Genomic DNA, 20,613 nt, shown 5'->3' on the forward strand with positions numbered 1-20,613 from the left:
CAGGAAAGAGCACTCCGTCGGGCTTCGCGCAAGGGGCGCGGCGAGTCACCTCAAGTCACCTGCGGTCGTAGGACCAGCCGAAAACGCCACTCCGCCGCGTCTCCGGCGCCGGCTCGGCGGCGGGCTGCGGCGCCTCCCTCAGTTCCGCCTGCGGCGGCGGAGGCGGCACCGGCAGATTCTCGCACTTCATGGAGTAGACCAGCTTGCCGTCCGCGGTTCGCCCGATCGGCGCGCAGGGGTCCGGATGCGCCGCCGAGGTCTTTGGAGCCAGTTTGACCTGCGCCACGGCCGGCGAGGCAATCAGCAGAAGGACCAGCAGATATTTCGACATCATTGTCGCCTGAAAACCAAATTTGGCCCATTGAACCGGATTGCGCAGGTCAAGTCCATCGGGGCTACGAGCGCGATTGCCGAATATTTAGCCGAGGCTAGAAAATTGGCTCGCCCCAATGTGATGTCGCGAGCGCTGATATCGGCTGGGCGCGTCGCCATGTCAGCCGCGACGGGGACCACACAAAACATACATCTCACAGCCGGGCGTCGTCACGGGAGAAAGAAACAATGCAAAAGACTTTCATCATTCTCGGCGCGACGCTGATTGCCGCCGCCACGATCCAGACCGCCGCGGCGAACGACCGCCGTCATGTCCGCAAGGCGCAGCCCCATCCCATCACCCAGTCGGTGCGCGACTCCAATGCCGCGCTCTGGCCATGGCAGTCGACCGGGCCCGACTGGTCGCGCTATTCGAACGGCGCGATGTCTGCACCGGCGGGACGGTGATGCCGAAAGCGTAGCGCGGTTGAACGAAACTGTCTCCATGTCGTCATTGCGTGGAGCCCTCGCGACGAAGCAATCCAGACTATTTCCACGGATGCATTTCTGGATTGCTTCCACCTTCGCTAAAGCTTCGGCGGACAAGTCGCTGCGCTCGCAATGACGGAGTATGAGGCGCTAGCGGCACTCTTCGAGCTCGCATTTTGATTGCAGACACAGCTTCGCAGCCTCGCGGCTGATTCGCCCGAGCTTTGCTTCGTCACTCCACCCTCTATTCCAAGAGGGCGCAGGGAAGGCCGGGTGCCGGCTGGCACCCGCGGTCCGCTGCGCGAAGATGTAGCGCAAGGAAACCGCACAGCAGCATACAGGTGTAGCCAATCACTCGGCCTTCCCTGCGCGATGGTTGGACGGCTTATGCCGTGCTCTCCCGGGAGCCGAGTTCCTTTTGGCCTCCCTCGCCTTCGCGAAATTCACCGACACAGCGCCGGTTGACGCAGATGCCGCATCCGCAAGAGCTTGACCGTAGCAACGACGGCCAGGACCACACGGTTTTGCCGTACGCACGGCCCGCCATTTCGCCGCAGTTTTCCCAGCCCTGTCGACGGAGCCGGAAACTTACAGACGAGACGAAGCCTAGCAGCGCCGCTCGTCGGCACGAAGCCTTGGGCTCACGGAGAGCAATCCGCCCTGCCCTTGGCCTCTCGCACCCGAACGCTGCCGCGTCCACCGCAAGCCCGGCTCGCGAACGTGACGACCACAAGATCGCCCCTCAAGGATGAGCCGGGATGGGCGACACATACGCCAATTCCGAATTTCGGTAAAGTGGAATATTTTTACCAGAAGGGATTGACGCACCCGCGACACAGGTCGCGCAACGAGACGCCTCGCGCAGAAGCAACAAGGGGCGGTGCAAAACACCGCCCCTTGGCGCGATCAAGACTGCGGCGAGGTCAGGCGCCTAATACGGCTGATAATAGCCACGCGGACCATAGTAGGGACCGCCGCCGTAATAGCCCTGGCCACCGTAGTAAGGGCCGGGGCCGTAATTGTAGCGGTCCTCGTAGTACTCCTGGCGCCTGCTCTCTGCGATCGCGCCACCGATCAGACCTGCCGCCACGCCCATGAAGGCGAGACCTGCAGCGTTCGGACCTCGCCGATAGTAGCGGTGGCGACGAGCGGCGCTGAAATCGGTGGCAGCCGGAGCGGCCGGGCCCGCGGCAGCGGCCTTGCTGGGCGCGGGCGAGCTGGCAGCCGAAGGCGTGACAGAGGCCGTAATCAGAACAAGACTTGCGAAAGCTGCCGACGCAACGTTGCGGCCGGCTGCAGAAATCATCGGTCCCTTATTCATCTTGACCTTCCTGTTCTCGCTCAAAGCGACATAATCAAACAAGACTCAATGGGCAAACCACTGAAATGGTTTCGGGATCGCGGCAATCTGCCACGCTTTGAACGATTGTAAGCCGAACGACCGGATCCAGCTTGAACCATCCAACATGAGCGGATAATGAACAGACGCACCGTTTTTCGGTCGCCGTAAGCGTTTTACGTGAACCAACGCATCAACCGACGCCGTCGGGATCGATGCCATTCTTGGGTTCACCGTGACTGACGCGTCCTATTCCAAAGAGAAATCAAATGATTGCGGTTCGCAAACTGCCGGAGCGCTATGCGCCGATCGTGATGCCATTCGTGCTGTCCCTCCTCATGACGGCCGTGGTGTCGGTCATTTCCACGCTTCGAAGCCTTGGCGCAACGCCGGCGTTTCTCGCGACCTGGCCGGGCGCCTGGGCGCTGTCATGGCTCGTCGCCTTTCCGACGCTGCTGATGGTGCTGCCACTGGTCCGCCGGATCGTGGCGAGCGTCGTTGCGGCTCCTTCCCAACCGGGCCGATAGAAAGCGCGGACGGCGGCGCATGACGCACGCCGTCCCGCTTCCGCGTGACCTTACGACAGCGCCCCGAGCACGCCGCGCGTCGCCTTGTCGATCTCCTCGACATAACGGCGGCGGGCGAAGGTCTCGGTGAGGAAGCCGACCACCTTGCGGCTGTCGGTGGAATCGACCACCGCCAGCATCTCGGCCTCCGCCTCGTCGAACACCGCCATCGCCGACTTCACGTTCATTTCCGGGATCAGCACGATCTCGGTCAGGCGCGCGAGCTCGATCACCTGGATTTCGTCGGCGATGGTGTCGAGGTCGCCCGAGAACAGGTCGGGCAGGAGGACGAGGCCGACATATTCGTCCGCATTGTTGACGATGACGATCCCGGGCCGCGAGCCCAGCGCGAATTCACGGCGGACTGCGGCAATCGTCGTGGTCGACGGCACCTTGCCGACATCGGAGCGCATCAACCGCTCGACGGTGAGGTTGCGCAGCCAGCCGACGTCGTTGGCGCTGCGGATGGTCTCGCCGCGCAGATGCAGACGCCAGGTCGAGAAGGAGTGGCCGAACATGAAGCGGACGCAGATCGAGGTGACGATGCAGCCGGCGAGCACCACGGCGGTGACGTCGACGTTCCGGGTCATCTCGAGCACGAGGAACGACATCGTTAAGGGACCGCCTACGATGGCGACGCCGAGCGTCGCCATGCCCGTCAGCATCGCGACCAGCGGATCGATCACGAAGTTCGGGCTGATCAAGACCAGCACCGCGGCAAAGAACTTTCCGATCAGGCTGCCGACGAACAACGAGGCAAAGAACAGCCCGCCGCGGAAGCCGGAGGCGAGCGAGATCAGGCAGGCCGTCACCTTCAAGGCGATGACCAGCGCGATCAGGCCGATCGTCATGTCGTGAAAGAGATCGAGCACCATCGCGCCGTGGCCGGCCGCCAGCACCTGCGGCGTGACAATCGCAAAGCCGCCGACGATGAGGCCGCCGATCACCGGGCGCAGCCAGACCGGCAGCCACTTGAACAGGCGCTCGAACATCGAGGACGAGCGCATCACGGCGATGCCGACGCCGCTGGTGACGAGCGCGAGACCGATCAGCGCCAGATACTGCTCGACGCCGACGGCGCTGACCTTGGGTATTTCGAGCGAGTATGGCGCGCCGCCGAGCCATTGCGCGGTCAGTGCACCCGCGAGCGAGGCGGCGAGGATCGGCGCGGCGCTGCCGACCGAATAGACGCCGACGATCAGCTCGCAGGCGTAGAAGGCCCCGGTGATCGGTGCACCGAACGCCGCCGCGATCGCCGCTGCGGCGCCGCAGCCGACGATCAGGCGCAGATCGTTGCGGCGCAGATTGAAGAACTTGCCGAGCAGCGAGGCGATGCCCGAGCCGATCTGGGTGTAGCCGGCCTCGAGGCCGACGGAGGCGCCGCAGCCGTTCGAGATCAGCGTCTGGCTCGACACCACCACGCTGTCGCGCATCGACAGATTGCCGCCACGCAGCGCGTTCGCCTCGATTGGATCGACCGCGCTGGAGAGCTTGAGCCGTCGGCGCCACCACTCCATGATACCGAGCGCCAATCCGCCCAGCGCGGGCGCGATCAGCGCGGCCCAGGGACTGACGCTGGTATTGGCGGACAGGCGGACGTCGATGGGAATGCCGTAGATCACCATATGAGCAATCTGCGCAATCTCGGCCATCAGCGTCACGATGGCGCCGGCGAGCGTGCCGATCACCAGCGCCAGCGGGATCAGATAGAATTCGTTGCTGCGCAGCAGCGCCCGCAGCCGAACCATGACGCGGTTCGTCCCCTTGCGGTCGGCGAGATGTCTGATCCGCAGGAACACTTTCTGCCTGCCCTACCCTTCCGCCATGCCGTAACCGGACATGCGCTGGCGGACCCGCTCGATCTCGGCGCTCGACAGCAGCGGCGGCTCTCCGATCTGGAGACAGCCATGATATTGCCGCGCCAATGTCTCGACCTCGACGGCGAGCCACATCGCCTTGTCCAGCGACTTCCCGATCGCGATCATGCCGTGATGGTCGAGCAGGCAGGCAAGCCGGCCCTCCAGCGCCCGCACGGCATGCTCGGACAGCTCCATCGTTCCGAAGGTGGCATAGGGCGCGCAGCGGATGCTGTCGCCGCCGGCGGCCGCGATCATGTAGTGCACGGGCGGGATCTCCAGGCCCATGATCGCCAGGATGGTGCAATAGGTCGGATGGGCGTGCACGACGGCGTTGACGTCTGGCCGGGCTTTCAGGATGTCGAGGTGGAAGCGCCACTCGCTGGACGGCTTCTGATCGGGCGCGTGCGAGCCGTCCATCGTCATGAACACGATCTGGTCCGGCGTCATGGCGTCGTAGGGCACGCTGGTCGGGGTCACCAGAAGCCCGTCCACATGCCGGACGCTGATATTGCCCGAGGTGCCCTGGTTGATGCCGAGCGCGTTCATGCGGCGGCAGGCGCCGATGATGGCCTGTCTCCTGTCGAGCTCGTCCGCTGTCATCGACATCTCGATTTCCTGACGATGGGCGCCTATCAGACGGGGAGTACGTCAAGCAATATGGCAGCGCAAGAGAAAGCGGACCGGATCGCGCGCGATCCCGCCAGCCGCCGCGTGGCATCATGAAATAAACATGAAAATCAACGCATTAACAGATTGTCGCAGCTCTACGGCAGACTCGCCCTGACCGCCGCGATTCCGTTGATCACGAACTGCACCGAATAGGCCGCGAGCAGCATGCCGAGCACGCGCGAGAGCACGGCGTTGCCGGTGCGCCCAAGGCTCCGCGCGATCATGTTCGCGGAGACAAAGCAGAGCATGCAGAGCAAGCACACGGAGAGCACGACCGCGATGATGATCGCGAGCCTAGGCCCGTAGCCGGCATCGCCCGTCAGGAGCAGCGTGGTCGCGATCGCGCCGGGACCGGCCATCATCGGGATCGCCAGCGGGAATACCGCGACGTCGGAGGCGTGCTCGGAGCTTGCCTTGTCCGCCTCGCGGGCCTCGCGATGCGGACGGTCGCCGAAGATCATCTGGTAGGACACGCCGAACAGCAGCAGCCCGCCGGCGATCTGGAAGGCGGGGATGCCGATCCCGAGCTGGCGCAGCAGCCAGTTTCCGATCAGGGCAATCACCACCAGGATCGACGCCGCAATCAGCGGCGCGCGCAGCGCGATCGTGCGTTTGGTCTTGTCGGGCATGCCGGCCGTCGCCGCGAGGAAGGCGGGCACGAGACCAACGGGATCGACCACCAGCAGCAACGTCACGAACGCGGACAGGGAGAAATCGATCATGGCACCTCTTCCGGTCCGCGTTTCAAGCGCGGCGCAATAACAAAAGTTAGTTCAGTGTCGGGGCAAAAAGATCAACCAGCTCAATCGCGAAGCAACCATTCTGCAGGATTGCCGTTTCACTGATCATCAATATCCGAGCAGAAGCAGCACAGACAATTGCACGAGCCCCGTTCCAGAATTGATCCGCACGATCCCATTTCCTGCAGCCGCTGGGCGCTTCGATTAGGGACAAACGTCAGAGAACTCAAGGCTGCCATTCACCAATTCGGCAGCGCCGCGGACGCGGTCGCCTACGGCCTTCAGCAGTGGCGGCTCACCGCATCCCGAGGCCAGTGGCAAGCCCTCAGCGGCGCGCCGCAGGTCGGCATCCTCTCGGATTCGATCGTTGCGCGCGGCGAGCAGCTCGCCTCCGTCGCTTTGGTCTGCGTCAACGCCGTCGGCCTCGTCGCTGGCGCCGTGCCGAGGGTCCTGCCTGCGGCCCCCGAAGCAGATGTCGATGCGTATCTCGACGGCCTCGACGGACTTTTCATCGGCGGTGGACAGACCAACGTCCATCCTTCCCGCTACGGACAAACAGCCGACGAAGCGCGCGACGGTCCGTTTGATGAATTCCGCGACGAGGTCGCACTTCGCTTGATTCCGCGCGCGCTGGCGCGCGGCATTCCGGCCCTCTTCGTCTGCCGCGGAATCCAGGAGCTCAACGTCGCCTTTGGCGGCACGCTGGCAAAGGAGCCAGATGGTCTGCCGGAAGACAAACGCCACGGCACGCCCAAGGCGGACAATGAGGATGCCCGCTATCGGCTGCGGCAAAAAGTAACGCTGCGCAAAGGCGGCGTGTTGCAACAGATCTGCGGCGCAGATGCCATCACCGTCAATTCGCTGCACAGCTTCCTGATCGCCGATCTGGCACCGGGTCTGGTGGCGGAGGCCGTCGCCGAAGACGGCTCGGTCGAGGCCGTCAGCGTCGAAGGCGCGGGCGCTTTTGCGCTCGGCACCCTCTTTCATCCCGATTATTGGGCGAGCTCCGACCATGCGTCGGCCCGCATTCTCTCTGCCTTCGGAGACGCGGTTCGTCAGCATGCGAAGGCGCAAGGGGCAGCGTAGGTCATGCACCGTTATCGCTTCGGCATCGAGGAGGAATATTTTCTGGTCAACCGCCAATCGGCGGCACCGAAGTCCGAGCTGCCCAAATCCTATATGGCAGCGGCCCAGAAACGCCTCGGGGAGCGGCTGACCACCGAGATCCTGCAATCGCAGATCGAAGTGGCGACGCCGCCATTGGCGACTTCAGCCGATGCCATCGCCGAGCTCGCGCACTACCGCGCGGTTCTGGCTGAGGTCGGCAAGGAGCACGGGGTCGGTATCGTCGCGGCGGGGACGCATCCGTTGGCTCAACCCCAGCAGCAGCGCATGACGCGCAAGCGCCGCTACAGCAAGGTCATCAACGACCTCGGGATGGTTGGCCTGGGCAATCCGATCAGCGGGCTGCACGTCCACGTCGAGGTGCCCGAGCCCGACCACCGGGTCGAGATCATGCACCGCCTCGTGCCGTTCCTGCCGCTGCTGCTGGCGCTGTCGACCTCGTCGCCGTTCTGGTGCGGATACCCCACCGGATTGCTCGGCTACCGCAATGCCGCAAACGACGCCCTGCCCCGGACCGGCTTTCCCGAGATGTTTCGCAACCTCGCGGAATACGAGACCTATGTGAGAACCCTGGTCGATGCAGGCATCGTCCCCAATGCCACCTATGTGTGGTGGGCGCTCCGGCCTTCGCTCCAACATCCGACCCTGGAGCTGCGCATCACCGATTGCTGCACGGCAATTGCGGACTCGGTGGCGATCGCGGCGCTGTTTCGCGCGCTGGTCAGGCACGCCGTGCACCATCCGGATCTGAACGCCACCCATTCGGCCGTGCACCGCGCATTGATCGAGGAGAACCGCTGGCGTGCCCAGCGCTACGGAACCGACGGGACGTATATCGATCTGGTGTCGTTCGAGCCGGTCTCGTTCAGGACCTGGCTCGAGACGGTGATCGCCATGCTGGCGCCCGACATCGCGCATCTTCGCATCGAGGATGATATCCAGCATCTCAAGACCATCCCCAAGCGCGGCACGTCGGCCCATCTTCAACTGGAATATTTCCGGGGCTTGAGGAAATTCGGCCGATCGCCGCGGGAAGCGATCGGCGACGTGACGAAATGGCTGCGGACCTCGACCGAGGCCGGCGACTTCACCGCGCAAGCGGGCGAGCCGAAAGGGACAGCGGTGCGGCAGCCTGTCGCCAATCCAGTGTGAGGCGTCGCATCCGACGAGGCTGGTTGAGGAACGACCTTCCGCGATCCGACTTAGCTGACCATGACCGCAAGGGACATGGTGGAGATCATCTATGAGCGACAGCGGAGTTAGCATGTTGCTGGGCCACGCCTCGACCCAGATGCTTTGGCTCTGGTTCATCGGCGCGTTCGTGCTCGGCGGCGCTCTCGTCTACGGCGTCATGAAGGCCGGTCACCTCCGTCGCAGCGAGCGCGCGCGCCTCGATCGCGCGACGGAAGCGCGGCAGCGCCAGGACGATCCGTACAAACGGCCGGGTTAGTCCACACGGCGTTGCACATTGGGAACCTTTGGCCGCGCAGAGTCTTGATCGCCCGAGGATAGAGGAAGGCGGGGCCTTCCCGTTCACCTCGACAGGAGGATTTATGGCCAAGAAAGCGAAGAAGCGCACAACCAAGAAATCGTCGACGGGCCGCGCCCGTCAGGCGCCGAAGATGTTGAGCGACCTATTCCTGGAAACGCTCAAGGACATCTATTTCGCCGAGAACAAGATCATCAAGACCTTGCCCAAGATGGCCAAGGCTGCCAACTCGAAGGAGCTCGCGGCGGCTTTCAACAAGCATCTGCGCGAGACCCAGGGCCAGGTCAAACGTCTGGACCAGATCTTCAAAATGCTCGGCAAGCCGGCCCGCGGCAAGCCTTGCGAAGCGATCAACGGCATCACCGACGAAGGCGCCGAGATCATGAAGGAGTTCAAGAACGCGCCTGCGCTCGACGCCGGCCTGCTCGCAGCCGCGCAGGCGGTCGAGCATTACGAAATCTCCCGCTACGGCACGCTGCGCACCTGGGCCGAGGAGCTCGGCATGCAGGACGCCGCAAGGCTGCTGCAGGCGACGCTGGACGAGGAAGAGGCGACCGATCAGACCCTGACCGAGCTCGCCACCTCCGTCATCAACCTCGAGGCGGAAGAGGAATACCGCCAGGCGGCCTGAGCCCCACGTGGCGTGACGACGAAACGCCGCGGCCGGAAGGCCGCGGCGCTTGTGTTTTCGGGTCGCACGATCCGCATGGCACCTCCGCGCCGCCGGGCTGGAATTCTCGGGAACCGGCCCCATATTCAGCGTTCCCCACCGCCGAGCCCGCATCATGCAACCCAAAAATCCCCTCGACTGGATGCTGTCCGAAGCCCTGGACTCGCTGACCCGCGCCGAACGGCTGCGCCAGCAGTTCGGCCGGCAGGAAGCCTGCTGGGAGCCTCCGATCGACGTGCTCGAAACCGAGCATGAGCTCCTGATCCTGGTCGCGCTTCCCGGCGTCAATCCCGACAATGTCGAGACTGTCATCCATGACGGCGTGCTCGTCATCTCCGGCCAGCGCACCCTTCCGCCGGAGCTTCGCAACGCCCGCATCCACCGGCTCGAACTGCCGCAGGGGCGTTTTGAGCGCCGCATTGCATTGCCCGTTGGCCGCTACGCCATCAGCCGCTTCGTAATGGACGGCTGTGTCGCGCTGCGCCTCGCCAAATCCTGAGGTCGATCATGGCCACCGAACAAATGAATACCGCCCCGACCAATCCCCAGAGCAATTCCGACGTGAAGATTCCCGAGGACGCGCTGATCATCATTCCCGTGCGCGAGATGGTGCTGTTCCCCGGCGCCATCGCGCCGATCGCGATCGCGCGGCCGAAGTCGGTCGCCGCCGCGCAACAGGCGCTGCGCGAGCAGCGGCCGGTCGGCATCGTCCTGCAACGCAGTCCCGAGACCGAGGAGCCCGGACCGGACGACCTCTATCGGGTCGCGACCATCGCCAACATCGTGCGCTACATCACCGCGCCCGACGGCACCCATCACATTGTCTGTCAGGGCGTGCAGCGCGCGCGCATCCTCGACTTCCTGCCGGGGACGCCATTCCCGGCCGCGCGGATCCAGCAGATTCCGGAGCCGACCACGAGCACGCCCGAGATCGAGGCCCGCGGGCTGAACCTGCAGCGCCAGGCCATCGAGGCGATCGAGCTGCTGCCGCAGGCACCGCCCGAACTGATCGCGATGTTCCAGGGCACCACCGCGCCCGGCGCGCTGGCGGACCTGGCGACCTCGTTCATGGACATCAAGCCGCAGGACAAGCAGGAGGTGCTGGAGACCATCGACCTCGCTCTGCGTGTCGAGAAGGTGTCGAAGCATCTGGCCGAACGGCTGGAGGTGCTGCGCATCAGCAATGAGATCGGCCAGCAGACCCGCGCCAGCTTCGACGAGCGGCAGCGCGAAGCGATCCTGCGCGAGCAGATGGCGACCATCCAGCGCCAGCTCGGCGAAGGCGACGGCAAGGCGGCCGAGGTCGCTGAGCTGACCGCTGCCATCGCCAAGGCCAACATGCCGCCCGAGGCCGATGCGCATGCGAAGAAGGAGCTGCGCCGCTACGAGCGCATGCCGGAGGCCGCCGGCGAGGCCGGCATGGTCCGCACTTACCTGGACTGGCTGATCGAGCTGCCGTGGGCGTTGCCCGCGGAGAAGCCGATCGACATCAAGGAAGCGCGCCGCATCCTCGACGCCGATCACTTTGGTCTGGAGAAGATCAAGAGCCGGATCATCGAATATCTGGCGGTGCGCAAGCTGGCGCCGCAGGGCAAGGCGCCGATCCTGTGCTTCGTCGGACCGCCCGGCGTCGGCAAGACCTCGCTCGGCCAATCCATCGCGCGCGCGATGGATCGTCCCTTCGTGCGCGTCAGCCTCGGCGGCGTGCATGACGAGGCCGAGATCCGCGGCCATCGGCGCACCTATATCGGCGCGCTGCCCGGCAACATCATCCAGGGCATCAAGAAGGCCGGCGCCCGGAACTGCGTCATGATGCTGGACGAGATCGACAAGATGGGCCGCGGCGTGCAGGGCGATCCTTCCGCCGCGATGCTGGAGGTGCTCGACCCCGAGCAGAACGGGACGTTCCGGGATAATTACCTGGGCGTGCCGTTCGATCTGTCGCGCGTAGTGTTCATCGCGACCGCCAACATGCTGGACCAGATCCCGGGTCCGCTGCTGGATCGCATGGAGCTGATCAGCCTCACCGGCTACACCCAAGAAGAGAAGCTCGAGATCGCGAAGCGCTATCTGGTGCGGCGGCAGCTCGAGGCCAATGGCTTGACGCCGGAGCAAGCCGAGATCGAGCCGGAGGCGCTGAAGCTGGTGGTCAAGGGCTATACCCGCGAAGCCGGCGTGCGTAACCTGGAGCGCGAGATCGGAAAGCTGTTCCGCCATGCTGCCGTGCAGGTCGCCGAGGGCACGGCTGCCAAGGTCGTCGTGGCGCCAAAGGACATCGGCACCGTGCTCGGCCAGCCGCGCTTCGAAGGCGAGATCGCGCAGCGCACCAGCATCCCAGGCGTGGCCACCGGCCTTGCCTGGACGCCGGTCGGCGGCGACATCCTGTTCATCGAGGCCTCGCGGGTATCGGGCCGCGGCGGGATGATCCTGACCGGCCAGCTCGGCGAGGTCATGCGCGAGAGCGTGCAGGCTGCGATGACGCTGGTGAAGAGCAAGGCCACGCAGCTCGGCATCGATCCGCAGCTGTTCGAGAAGAGCGACATCCACGTTCACGTGCCTGCGGGTGCAACCCCGAAGGACGGACCGAGCGCGGGCGTTGCGATGTTCACGGCGCTGACGTCCCTGCTCACCAATCGCACGGTGCGCAGCGACACCGCCATGACCGGCGAGATCTCGCTGCGCGGCCTGGTGCTGCCGGTCGGCGGCATCAAGGAGAAGGTGGTGGCGGCTGCGGCCGCGGGCCTGAAGCGGGTGATGCTGCCGGCGCGCAACAAGCGGGACTACGACGACATCCCGAAGAGCGCGCGGGACAACCTCGAATTCATCTGGCTGGAGCGCGTCGACGAAGCCATCGCCGCGGCGCTCGAGCCGGCCGAGGCCAAGATCGAGGAAAAGATCGAGGCCAAGGTCGAAGCGGCGGAGTGAATGCGATGAAGAAACTGCTGGAAAGAGCGAAGCGATCGCGGCAGGCGCAACGGCTGCGCCAATTGCTCGATCGCGCCATCGACGGGGTTCGCGATGCGCTAGCGGCATCAGGACCGCGGCTTCAGCCGGTCCCGGTCCGCGCGAAGCGCCGCAAGGGTTGAGCCCTCCGTCTCAAGTCCTCGCTACAGCCCCGAACAAAAGGCCCCCTCGCTCGAGGGGGCCTTTGCGTTGTTAGCCCACGGCGTCCTTGGCGGCCTTGACCGGGCGGGCGCGGACGATCTTCCGGGCCGGCTTGGCCTTGAACATCATCTCTTCGCCCGTGAACGGGTTGGTGCCCTTGCGCGCCTTGGTCGCGGGCTTCTTGATGACCACGAACTTGGCGAAGCCCGGCACCAGGAACAGGCCGTTCTTCTTGAGCTCCTTGTGGCCGACGTCGGTCAGCGTCTCCATGACGCTCTTGACGTCACGCTTGGAAAGCTCGGTGGTGGTCGCGATCTTTTCGATCAGCTGCGATTTCGACATTTGGGTGGCCATCGTGTCTCCTCTGATTCGTTGACGGCTGCATATTAGACCAACCGGTGAAGGCCTATAGCCTTCTGCACAGTTTTGTCGGGGTTTTACGGGCTTTTTTGGCCCTCTGTGGCAAAAAACCCTGCTTTTTAGCCACTTCCGGAGCGGGAGAAGCCTCAGGCAGCGGATTTCACCTTGTTTCAAAGGCCCGCACGCAGCCTTGCTAATGCTGATTCGATGCTTTCGACAAGCGACGACCGGCCTCTTTGTCGGAGGCCGGTCGCGATTCACCCTGAAAAATAAGGCTAGATTGTCGTGATGCTTCGATCGCGGGTACTTTCTCTCCCTATTTTTACGGGGCGCGACGAGCTTCGCTCGCGCTAGATACGTTCGATGATGACGGCCGGGGCCATGCCGCCGGCCGCGCACATGGTGACGAGACCGCGCTTCAAGTCGCGCCGTTCGAGCTCGTCGAGCACGGTGCCGATCAGGATCGAGCCGGTGGCGCCGATGGGATGGCCGAGCGCGATCGAGCCGCCGTTGACGTTGACCTTGGCGCGGTCGAGCTTGAGGTCGCGGATGTATTTTTCCGCAACCACGGCAAAGGCCTCGTTGATCTCGAACAGGTCGATGTCGTCGATGGTCAGCCCCGCCTTCGCCAGCACCTTGCGCGTCGCGGGCACCGGCGCGTTCAGCATCAAGGTCGGCGAGTCCCCCATGTTGGCCATCGCGACCACGCGGGCGCGCGGCTTCAGGCCGTGCGCCCTGGCGTAAGCGGGTGACGCCAGCAGAATCGCGGCGGCGCCGTCGACGACGCCGGACGAATTGCCGGCGTGGTGCATGAAGTCGATCTCGAGGTCGGGGTACTTCTGCAGGATCAGACCGCGATAGGTCGTACCCTTGTCGTCGAGCGCATGGTCGGCGACCGCGGGGAATGCGGGCTTCAAAGCGCTCAACCCTTCCATCGTGGTCTGCGGCCGCGGATATTCTTCATGGTCGAGCGCGAGGCTGCCGTCCTCGCGAAGCACCGGTACGAGGCTCTTCTTGAAGTGGCCGTTCGCGATCGCATGCGCGGCACGCTTCTGGCTTTCGAGGCCGAGCGCGTCGACGTCCCTTCGCGTGATGCCTTCCAGGGTCGCGATCGCGTCGGCGCAGACGCCCTGATGCGACTGCGGATGCCGCGCACGCAGGCGCAGATTGCCGTTGTCCATCATCATCGGGCCGCCGCCGCGACGTCCTTCCATCGACATCATCTCGCAGCCGCCGGCGACGACGAGGTCCTCCGTGCCCGACATGATCGAGCTTGCGGCCATGTTGACGCTGGTGATGCCGGAGCCGCAGAAGCGGTCGAGCGTCACGGCACTGGCGCGCACGTCGTAGCCGGCGTCCAGCGCCGACATGCGGCCGAGATCGCCGCCTTGCGTTGCGACCTGCGCGCTGCAGCCCCAGATGATGTCGTCGACGTCGGCGGTGTCGATGCCGGTGCGCGTCGCAAGCGCGCGCAGCACGGTTGCTCCCAGCTGCTGCGGATGAATGCCCGAGAGCGCCCCCTTGCCGGCCTTGCCGACGCCCCGCGGGGTCCGGCAGGCATCGATGATGAGTGCGTCCGTCATTGGCGTTATCCTCTATTTTGAATTGTTGGAGGCGTTTTGAATCAAGGCGCGAAGGGAGTCAATGCGCCCTGGCGGAACCGCGTCACCCCACCCTCTCAGCGCAAGCCAAGCTCGTCGGGCCTCCGCAAGAAAGGCCGCGAGGAAGAGCGATCACACCCCCGCCGCGTTCTTCGCGATCACGTTGCGATAGAAGCTGGCGCTGAGTTTCGGCGTGCGCACCTGGGTGTCGAAATTGACGTGGTAGAGCCCAAAGCGCTTGTTGAGCCCGAACACCCATTCGAAGTTGTCCATCAGGCTCCAGAGGAAATAGCCGCGCACCGGCACGCCTTCTGCGGTGGCGCGCTGGAGCTGGGCGAGGTAGTTGCGCAAATACATGATGCGGTCGGTGTCGTAGATCTTGCCGTCGGGCGTCACGACGTCGTCGCCGGAGGTGCCGTTCTCGCTGATATAGATCGCATCCGTCTTCCAGATCTTCGCCGCCAGCTTCGGCACCCAGTAGATCGTCTCGGGGCCGACGCGCAGCCAGTCCGAATTCATGTGCGGGAAGGATTTCGGGATCGGTAGCGGCATGAAGCCCGCACCCTGGTCGGAGGCCACCACGTAGTTCTGTGGCGCGTAGATGTTGAGGCCGAGGAAATCGACCGGCGAGGAGATGATCTTCAGCTCCGCATCGGTATATTTCGGCGCGTCGCGCCCGGCGAACTTCAAGAAGGCGTCGGTGTACTGGCCCGTCATGATGACGTTGAGATAGCCGGCGTTCATTTCGCGCAGCGCTATCTCGGCGGCACGGACGTTCTCCGGCGTGTCGATCGCGGGGGCGCAGGCATCGATGTTCTCCGCCGGCCCCACCCTGGTGCCGCGGCGGCCATGGGCGCGCACCGCCTGCACCGCGAGCCCGTGCGCGAGCGCGCTGTTGTGCCTGATCTGGTTGACCTCGGCTTGGGGCAGCGTCACGCCGGGCGCGTCGATGCCGATGCCGTAGCCGAAATGAACGAAGCGACCGCTCTCGTTCAGTGTGAACACGTTCTTGACGCGATCGGTCAGATGCTCGGCGACATAGGCCGCGTAATCGCCGAAGATCTTGCAGGTCTCCGTCGAACGCCAACCGCCAAAGCGGTCCTGGAGCGATTGCGGCAGGTCCCAATGATACAGCGTCAGCCACGGCTCGATCCCGTTCTTGAGGAGCTCGTCAACCAGGCGGTTGTAGAAGTCGAGCCCCTTCGGGTTCGGCTTGCCGTCGCCGTCCGGAAACAGCCGCGGCCAGGCCACCGAGAAGCGGTAGGCCTTGCAGCCGAGCTCCTTGATCAACGCAATGTCTTCCTTGTAGCGGTGATAGTGCTCGTTGGCGCGATCGCCGGTCGTGCCGTCCTCGATCTTGCCGGGGATACGGACGAACTTGTCCCAGATCGAGGCTCCTCGCCCGTCCTCGTTGACTGCGCCCTCGACCTGATAGGACGATGTCGCGGTGCCCCAGACGAAGCTCGCCGGAAAGCCGTCCCCACTCCGCGGCGGCGATGCGGGCTTGGCGTCCGCCTCGCCGAGAGGATTGGCGATTCCGGCTGCGGACAATCCCGCCAGCGTGGCGAACTGGCGACGCGAGACGTTGTCCGACATTGATCCTGCTCCGGGATGATGCTCTTGCGGCGACACCATGGCGAATCGCCGGTCATTTGAGAAGCGGGCGAGCCGAGGGCCGAGGATGCAGGATTGCGGAATGCGACAAAGTTGTCCGAAAGGGGCCACGGCGATCGTCGGCCGAGCTACCCCAAAGCCGAAATACCAGCCCAATCCGGCGAGGAAGTCGTCAGTTCCCTTCGATACGAGGGCCCGTAGGCTCACAGAATGCCATAAACCGCTCGGAAATTACGACCAAAGTTCGAAAATATGGCGTATGGTGCAAGCATCGCCGCTCCGCTCTGGGCGATTGTCTGTCTGCACCGGTCAAGCAAGAGAACGACTGACTTAGGACGCGGTTTGACCGATGAGACTGTGGTCACCTCTTCCGCTTGACCAAGCGCCTGTCCTGCCAGGGATACATCGACTGACCCCCGCGTCAGAGCCACTGTGAATTCGAGGTAGATATATGTCGTATGCCTACAAGCTGAATGAAGACGTTCGCCACCAGCCCCAAGGCCCACAAGGACGTGCCGCAACTGAGCCGCCGATGATTTACACCATCGTCCAGCATATGCCCATCGAGTCCGATGGACGTCTCCGATACCGCATCAAGTGCAAGTCGGAGAAAATCGAGCGAGTCGTCACGGAAGATCAGCTTTCGTATTCGCAGTGAACTGCTTGACGACGGCGGCTTCCGCGATCAGCGTGAGCGCTTCGGCAATTTTGGCAGCTTGTCGGGATTGAACGGCGGTATCTGCCGGGCTCGTTCGGGTACGGGGGTCTGCTGTTCTGTCAGTATCAGCGTACCCTGGAGGACCATTCCCGGCACCTCCGCTGCCGTCGCCGTGTAGGTCGCGACCTTGCCCGGGCAGTTTCCCTCGATATCCAGCGTGAGCTCATCGTCGACGCCGAACACCGTTGCGCGTCCGTCGGTGTGGCGCTTTGTCGACACGGTGGCGGTGAAGCGATCGCCGTCGACCTTGCAAGAGCCGTGATAGGTCATCAGGCTATCGCAGCCCCAGATCTGTCCGTCTGCGACATGGACGATCCCGGTACCCTGATCGAGCGGCGTCTTGTACCAGGCGGTGTAGGTGCCGTCCTTCAACATGGGAGCAGTCTCCCGGTATTCCCTCGCGCATCATCGACACGATCAGCGCTAACAAAGCGTTAATCGCGCGGCCTGTGCCAATCCGGGCTATCCCTGCGCAGTTCGGCCTCCAGGTCTTCAATGATGCTGTGAAGCAGGCAGGCGGCAAGTGGATCGGTCACTTCGCGCTCCAAATGCCGGTAACGCGCGATCTGGAATTCCTGCTCTCTCAACTGGTGCTCTGTCATCGGACGGGCCCTCCGACGAACCGACGCAGAGACAGCCGAACAGTTTCGTTACAATTTTAGGATCATTCGCTATGGTTTCCGATCGGTAAAACAACGCAGGCCAAGCTTTGCCGGCGCGCGGACCATCGGACGTCAAAAGGTCGATACGCTGACACGTACCGCTGTCACGGCACCTCGCCGTTGTTGCGACTTCCACCGATGCTGTGCGGCTTGTTGAGGAAGAACTCCCGGTTGCCGAGAGCCGCCTCCGCGTACTGGTCGATCGCGACCTGAATGGCCTCGATGTGCATGCGGCACCAGCCCTCGAGGCAGGACAGGCGCCGCGCATGATGGAGCGCCTTCAGAAATTCCGGGGGCTCCTGCATGTCGGAGAAGTAGGTCGGCCTCTCCCCCTTCATGCCCGTGCCATCTCTCGCGGCGGAACAAGGCGGCGCTTCTCGACACCGACGCGGGATAGCATCGGCCGACGGCGGGGAACGAAGAGGCTGGCGACGACGATCGGGTCGGTGTCTCCGAGCGCGGCCCGCTCTTGAACGAGCCCGCTCATCACCATGCGCATCTTCATGACTTCGCCTGCGACGAAGCTGCAGTCCTCGTCCCTGTTGATCTGCTCATGCATGATCGCCTCGGCTTCACGCATGCTGACGCGTAACGCCCTGATGATCCTGCGGATTTCGTTGATGCGGTTGTCCATGGCTCGCTCCCTTGGGTGGACGAGCAGCATAAGAACAAAACATGAACAATGAGTCAATCGGCTTCAGGTAGAACACACCCGTTGCGGCACGCGGCGCGCAAACCGGCCTCCTCGTCATCCCACATGGGCCGGGACTTGCGAACCGGATCAGAACGTCACCCGCATCCCCGCATAGAATGCACGCGGCCTTGCCGGGCTGAGCGAGCGCGGGTCGTTGAACTCGGCACCGCCATTGGTGAAGTTGGGCACGGCTTCGCGGTCGAAGAACTGTCCGTAGGTCGCGTAACGCTTGTCGAAGATATTGTCGATCTTGCCGTAGAGCTGGACGTTCTTGGTCACCTGGTAGGACGTGTGCAGGTTGAACACGGTGTAGGACGGCAGCTTCGCATATTGGTTTGACTCGTCGCCGACCAGATATTGGCTGGAGACGAACAGCGCGTTGCCGCCGACCTTCCAGACGTCGGTGACGGCATAGTCGACGCCGACCTTGACGCGATGGCGCGGGATCGCGGGGAGCTGGTTGCCGGGCAGCACCTGAATGGTCTCGGTGGCGGTATCCCTGAACGGGCTTTCGGAACCGAGCGCGAAAGCATCGAGATAGCGTGCGTCGACGAACGCGTAGCTCGCCTGAAACTGAAGCGTGGGCGACTTGATGTTGACCTCGGCTTCGAGCCCCTGACGCCTGGTACGGCCGACGTTGGAGAAATAACCGAACCCGGTGCGGCCGACTGCGGGAACGGCGACGATGTCGTCGTAATTGGTGGCGCGGAAGCCGCCGATTTTCCAACCGAGCGTGCCGATGTTGAGCTCCCTGCTGCCGCGCAGGCCCGCTTCCACGGTCTTGGACACGACTTGCTTCAATGGCGGATCGGAGACGAGAAACGCGGCAATGAGACAGGGACGAGCTGGATCTGCGCAGCCGAGTTCGAGCGGCGTCGGAACGCGGTTGGCCTCGGAATAGCCGGCATAGGCCGTCAGCTCCGGTGTAATTTTGTAGGTGCCGCCGATCACCGGATTGAAGCGGGTGAAGGTGTGATCGCCGTTGAGATCTGTCCCGAGCTGATCCTCCAGCGTGATGCGCGCCACGTTGAAACGGCCGCCGCCGGTGACGGCAAAGGCGTCGGTGATATTGAACGTGTCCATTGCGTAGAGACCGTTATACTGGTTGACGGTCCGCAGCGAGACGGGGCCAGCAACAGTATTAGGTACACCGGTTGGCCCCAGGAAGAGGCCGTCGCCGCTGACGACGTAGTTTTCTCCGATCGTGCCGATTTCGGCGGTGGCGTTGTAGCGCGTGACGCTGGCATCATAGGTCGTGCCCATCACGAAGCGGTTGTCGTGGCCGAACAGTTGATCGGTGTTGGTGGCCTGCCCCGACACGCCGAAGCTGGTCGAACGTATCGAGCTGCGGTCGATCTCGCCGAGGATGGTCCCGGACGCGAAAGGATTGGCAAGCGGCAGGCCGTTCACGCCGTTTGCCGGTGTGGCGCCGTCGCCGAAGCAAAGAAGGCCGGCTAGCCCCGGATCAGTGCATTCCTGCGCGTCGGTCGGATTGCCGTCGACGAGCTTCTGCTCGTACCTGCGCACATGCGCGGTGCCTTCGAGCGTCCAGGTCGGCGTCGCATCGACCTTGCCGGTCAGATTGAGATAGCCGACGCGGTTGGAAGTGGTCTGCGGGGTCGTGTAGGTCGCGCCCCAATATTTGTCGAGCAGCTCGGCGGGAACGGTGGCGTTGGCGCCGAAATCGTTCTTGGCGACGCCCATGTTGGCGTGGAATTCGCTGTCGCCGGCCTTATAGCCGACATCGCCGTAGAAGCGCCGCACGTCCGATTGGGAGAAATTGCGGAAGCCGCTGTCGTGCAAGCCTTCGAGCGCGGCATAGACGCCGAAGTTCTTGTCGACCGTCTTGCCCCATTGCGCTGAGCCCTGGATGCGGCCGAACGAGCCGCCCATGAGATCGAGCTCCGCGCCCTGATAGGTGAAACCGTCCTTCATTTGCAAATTGATCGCGCCGCCGAGCGCGTTGAGGCCGAAGGCGGGATTGTTGGTGACGAGCGCAACCGACCGGATCGCCGCGGTCGGGATCAGGTCCCAATTGACGGCGTCGGAGAAGGCTTCGTTGATGCGGACGCCGTTCTGATACACGGCGAGGCCTTGCGGCGTGCCCGTCACGGGTGAGGCCACGAAGCCGCGGAATTCGACGTTCGGCTGGAACGGATTGCCGGTGACCTCGGTGATGCTGACGCCGGCGATGTTGTCGCGCAGCGCGTCGGTGACGTTGAGCGAGCCCGTCCGCCTGATCTGGCCGGCATCAACGGCGTTGATCGCCGACGGGACCTTGTCGACGTCAAGACCTCTGCCGGTACCCGGCGCGGTCGGATAGACGTAGAGGCGCGTCCTGGGGCTGGCGGATGACGGTGCCCCGATGTGCGCGACCGGACGCGATGACGCGGTGCGCCGCGCCGTTGACGGGGGCGGCGCCGTCACCTCGACCGGCGGCAGGTTCTGGACGTTGGTCTCTTCATCCTGCGCAGCTCCCGCAGGGATCGCGAAGACGGAGACCACCCCGGCCGAAACCGAGGCCATCAACAAACGACGTTTGAACCCAAGAGGCTTGAACCCAAAACGCTTGAACCGAACACGATCGCCCATCCCAGCCTT

The 20,613-nt window shown here is 63.9% G+C and carries 22 protein-coding genes; 9 read left to right on the forward strand and 13 right to left on the reverse strand.

The genetic code is table 11. The annotated features are described in order from the left end of the window. Positions 1-55: 55 nt before the first annotated feature. Positions 56-334, reverse strand: coding sequence for a hypothetical protein (locus BRA1417_RS0132390; RefSeq protein ID WP_035968945.1), 279 nt, complete (start codon positions 332-334; stop codon positions 56-58). 227 nt (positions 335-561) lie between these two features. Here BRA1417_RS0132390 and BRA1417_RS0132395 point away from each other — a divergent pair, with 227 nt between their 5' ends. After that, entirely contained in the window at positions 562-780 is a 219-nt protein-coding gene (locus tag BRA1417_RS0132395; RefSeq protein WP_027519339.1) for a hypothetical protein, read from the forward strand. Positions 781-1,732: 952 nt separating this feature from the next. Here BRA1417_RS0132395 and BRA1417_RS0132400 read toward each other — a convergent pair. Continuing rightward, the gene (locus BRA1417_RS0132400; RefSeq protein ID WP_035969698.1) at positions 1,733-2,122 is read right to left on the reverse strand and encodes a hypothetical protein; all 390 of its coding nucleotides are present in this window, start codon (positions 2,120-2,122) and stop codon (positions 1,733-1,735) included. Between the two features lie 287 nt (positions 2,123-2,409). Between BRA1417_RS0132400 and BRA1417_RS0132405 the strand changes: the two genes are divergently transcribed. Beyond that, positions 2,410-2,667, forward strand: a complete 258-nt coding sequence (locus BRA1417_RS0132405; RefSeq protein WP_027519341.1) for a DUF2798 domain-containing protein — start codon at positions 2,410-2,412, stop codon at positions 2,665-2,667. A 50-nt stretch (positions 2,668-2,717) separates the two neighbouring features. On the opposite strand, the gene BRA1417_RS0132410 is transcribed toward BRA1417_RS0132405, so the two are convergent. The 3 genes from BRA1417_RS0132410 to BRA1417_RS0132420 all read right to left on the reverse strand — a co-directional run bounded on the left by BRA1417_RS0132410 (position 2,718) and on the right by BRA1417_RS0132420 (position 5,956). Continuing rightward, the gene (locus BRA1417_RS0132410) at positions 2,718-4,505 is read right to left on the reverse strand and encodes a chloride channel protein (protein WP_027519342.1); all 1,788 of its coding nucleotides are present in this window, start codon (positions 4,503-4,505) and stop codon (positions 2,718-2,720) included. Positions 4,506-4,517: 12 nt separating this feature from the next. After that, positions 4,518-5,171 carry an L-fuculose-phosphate aldolase gene (locus BRA1417_RS0132415; protein WP_198034880.1) on the reverse strand — a complete coding sequence of 218 codons (654 nt, stop codon included), beginning with the start codon at positions 5,169-5,171 and terminating at the stop codon, positions 4,518-4,520. Positions 5,172-5,329: 158 nt separating this feature from the next. Then, entirely contained in the window at positions 5,330-5,956 is a 627-nt protein-coding gene (locus tag BRA1417_RS0132420; RefSeq protein WP_027519344.1) for a MarC family protein, read from the reverse strand. A gap of 156 nt (positions 5,957-6,112) precedes the next feature. Between BRA1417_RS0132420 and BRA1417_RS41280 the strand changes: the two genes are divergently transcribed. The 7 genes from BRA1417_RS41280 to BRA1417_RS45080 all read left to right on the forward strand — a co-directional run bounded on the left by BRA1417_RS41280 (position 6,113) and on the right by BRA1417_RS45080 (position 12,344). Further along, positions 6,113-7,060, forward strand: a complete 948-nt coding sequence (locus BRA1417_RS41280) for a gamma-glutamyl-gamma-aminobutyrate hydrolase family protein (RefSeq protein WP_051448427.1) — start codon at positions 6,113-6,115, stop codon at positions 7,058-7,060. A gap of 3 nt (positions 7,061-7,063) precedes the next feature. Continuing rightward, entirely contained in the window at positions 7,064-8,251 is a 1,188-nt protein-coding gene (locus tag BRA1417_RS41285; protein WP_051448428.1) for a carboxylate-amine ligase, read from the forward strand. 91 nt (positions 8,252-8,342) lie between these two features. Then, positions 8,343-8,549: a hypothetical protein gene (locus tag BRA1417_RS0132435; protein WP_027519345.1), complete on the forward strand. Its 207-nt coding sequence runs from the start codon at positions 8,343-8,345 to the stop codon at positions 8,547-8,549. Positions 8,550-8,652: 103 nt separating this feature from the next. Next, positions 8,653-9,219 (forward strand): ferritin-like domain-containing protein, encoded by a 567-nt coding sequence (locus BRA1417_RS0132440; RefSeq protein ID WP_027519346.1) that lies wholly within the window; start codon positions 8,653-8,655, stop codon positions 9,217-9,219. Positions 9,220-9,373: 154 nt separating this feature from the next. Continuing rightward, positions 9,374-9,757 carry an Hsp20/alpha crystallin family protein gene (locus BRA1417_RS0132445; protein ID WP_007601432.1) on the forward strand — a complete coding sequence of 128 codons (384 nt, stop codon included), beginning with the start codon at positions 9,374-9,376 and terminating at the stop codon, positions 9,755-9,757. A gap of 8 nt (positions 9,758-9,765) precedes the next feature. Further along, positions 9,766-12,183: an endopeptidase La gene (lon, locus tag BRA1417_RS0132450; RefSeq protein ID WP_027519347.1), complete on the forward strand. Its 2,418-nt coding sequence runs from the start codon at positions 9,766-9,768 to the stop codon at positions 12,181-12,183. A 5-nt stretch (positions 12,184-12,188) separates the two neighbouring features. Then, positions 12,189-12,344 (forward strand): hypothetical protein, encoded by a 156-nt coding sequence (locus BRA1417_RS45080; RefSeq protein WP_007601430.1) that lies wholly within the window; start codon positions 12,189-12,191, stop codon positions 12,342-12,344. Between the two features lie 70 nt (positions 12,345-12,414). Here the strand turns inward: BRA1417_RS45080 and BRA1417_RS0132460 are convergent, their stop codons facing one another. The 8 genes from BRA1417_RS0132460 to BRA1417_RS0132500 all read right to left on the reverse strand — a co-directional run bounded on the left by BRA1417_RS0132460 (position 12,415) and on the right by BRA1417_RS0132500 (position 20,604). Further along, positions 12,415-12,717, reverse strand: coding sequence for an HU family DNA-binding protein (locus BRA1417_RS0132460; protein ID WP_007601427.1), 303 nt, complete (start codon positions 12,715-12,717; stop codon positions 12,415-12,417). Positions 12,718-13,073: 356 nt separating this feature from the next. After that, positions 13,074-14,306 (reverse strand): acetyl-CoA C-acetyltransferase, encoded by a 1,233-nt coding sequence (locus BRA1417_RS0132465; RefSeq protein ID WP_027519348.1) that lies wholly within the window; start codon positions 14,304-14,306, stop codon positions 13,074-13,076. Between the two features lie 150 nt (positions 14,307-14,456). Further along, on the reverse strand, positions 14,457-15,920 hold the full coding sequence (locus tag BRA1417_RS0132470; protein ID WP_027519349.1) for a GH1 family beta-glucosidase: 1,464 nt from the start codon (positions 15,918-15,920) through the stop codon (positions 14,457-14,459). Between the two features lie 703 nt (positions 15,921-16,623). Beyond that, positions 16,624-17,031, reverse strand: coding sequence for a hypothetical protein (locus tag BRA1417_RS0132480; protein ID WP_027519350.1), 408 nt, complete (start codon positions 17,029-17,031; stop codon positions 16,624-16,626). 59 nt (positions 17,032-17,090) lie between these two features. Next, positions 17,091-17,258, reverse strand: coding sequence for a hypothetical protein (locus BRA1417_RS45085; protein WP_197031110.1), 168 nt, complete (start codon positions 17,256-17,258; stop codon positions 17,091-17,093). 164 nt (positions 17,259-17,422) lie between these two features. Then, positions 17,423-17,656 (reverse strand): hypothetical protein, encoded by a 234-nt coding sequence (locus BRA1417_RS45090; protein WP_027519351.1) that lies wholly within the window; start codon positions 17,654-17,656, stop codon positions 17,423-17,425. Beyond that, positions 17,653-17,952, reverse strand: coding sequence for a hypothetical protein (locus BRA1417_RS45095; RefSeq protein ID WP_027519352.1), 300 nt, complete (start codon positions 17,950-17,952; stop codon positions 17,653-17,655). Before BRA1417_RS45095 ends, BRA1417_RS45090 begins: the two co-directional genes overlap by 4 nt. Before the next feature lie 147 nt (positions 17,953-18,099). After that, the gene (locus BRA1417_RS0132500) at positions 18,100-20,604 is read right to left on the reverse strand and encodes a TonB-dependent receptor (protein WP_027519353.1); all 2,505 of its coding nucleotides are present in this window, start codon (positions 20,602-20,604) and stop codon (positions 18,100-18,102) included. Positions 20,605-20,613: the final 9 nt, after the last annotated feature.

The sequence above is a fragment of the Bradyrhizobium sp. WSM1417 genome, from assembly GCF_000515415.1.
Classification (GTDB): domain Bacteria; phylum Pseudomonadota; class Alphaproteobacteria; order Rhizobiales; family Xanthobacteraceae; genus Bradyrhizobium.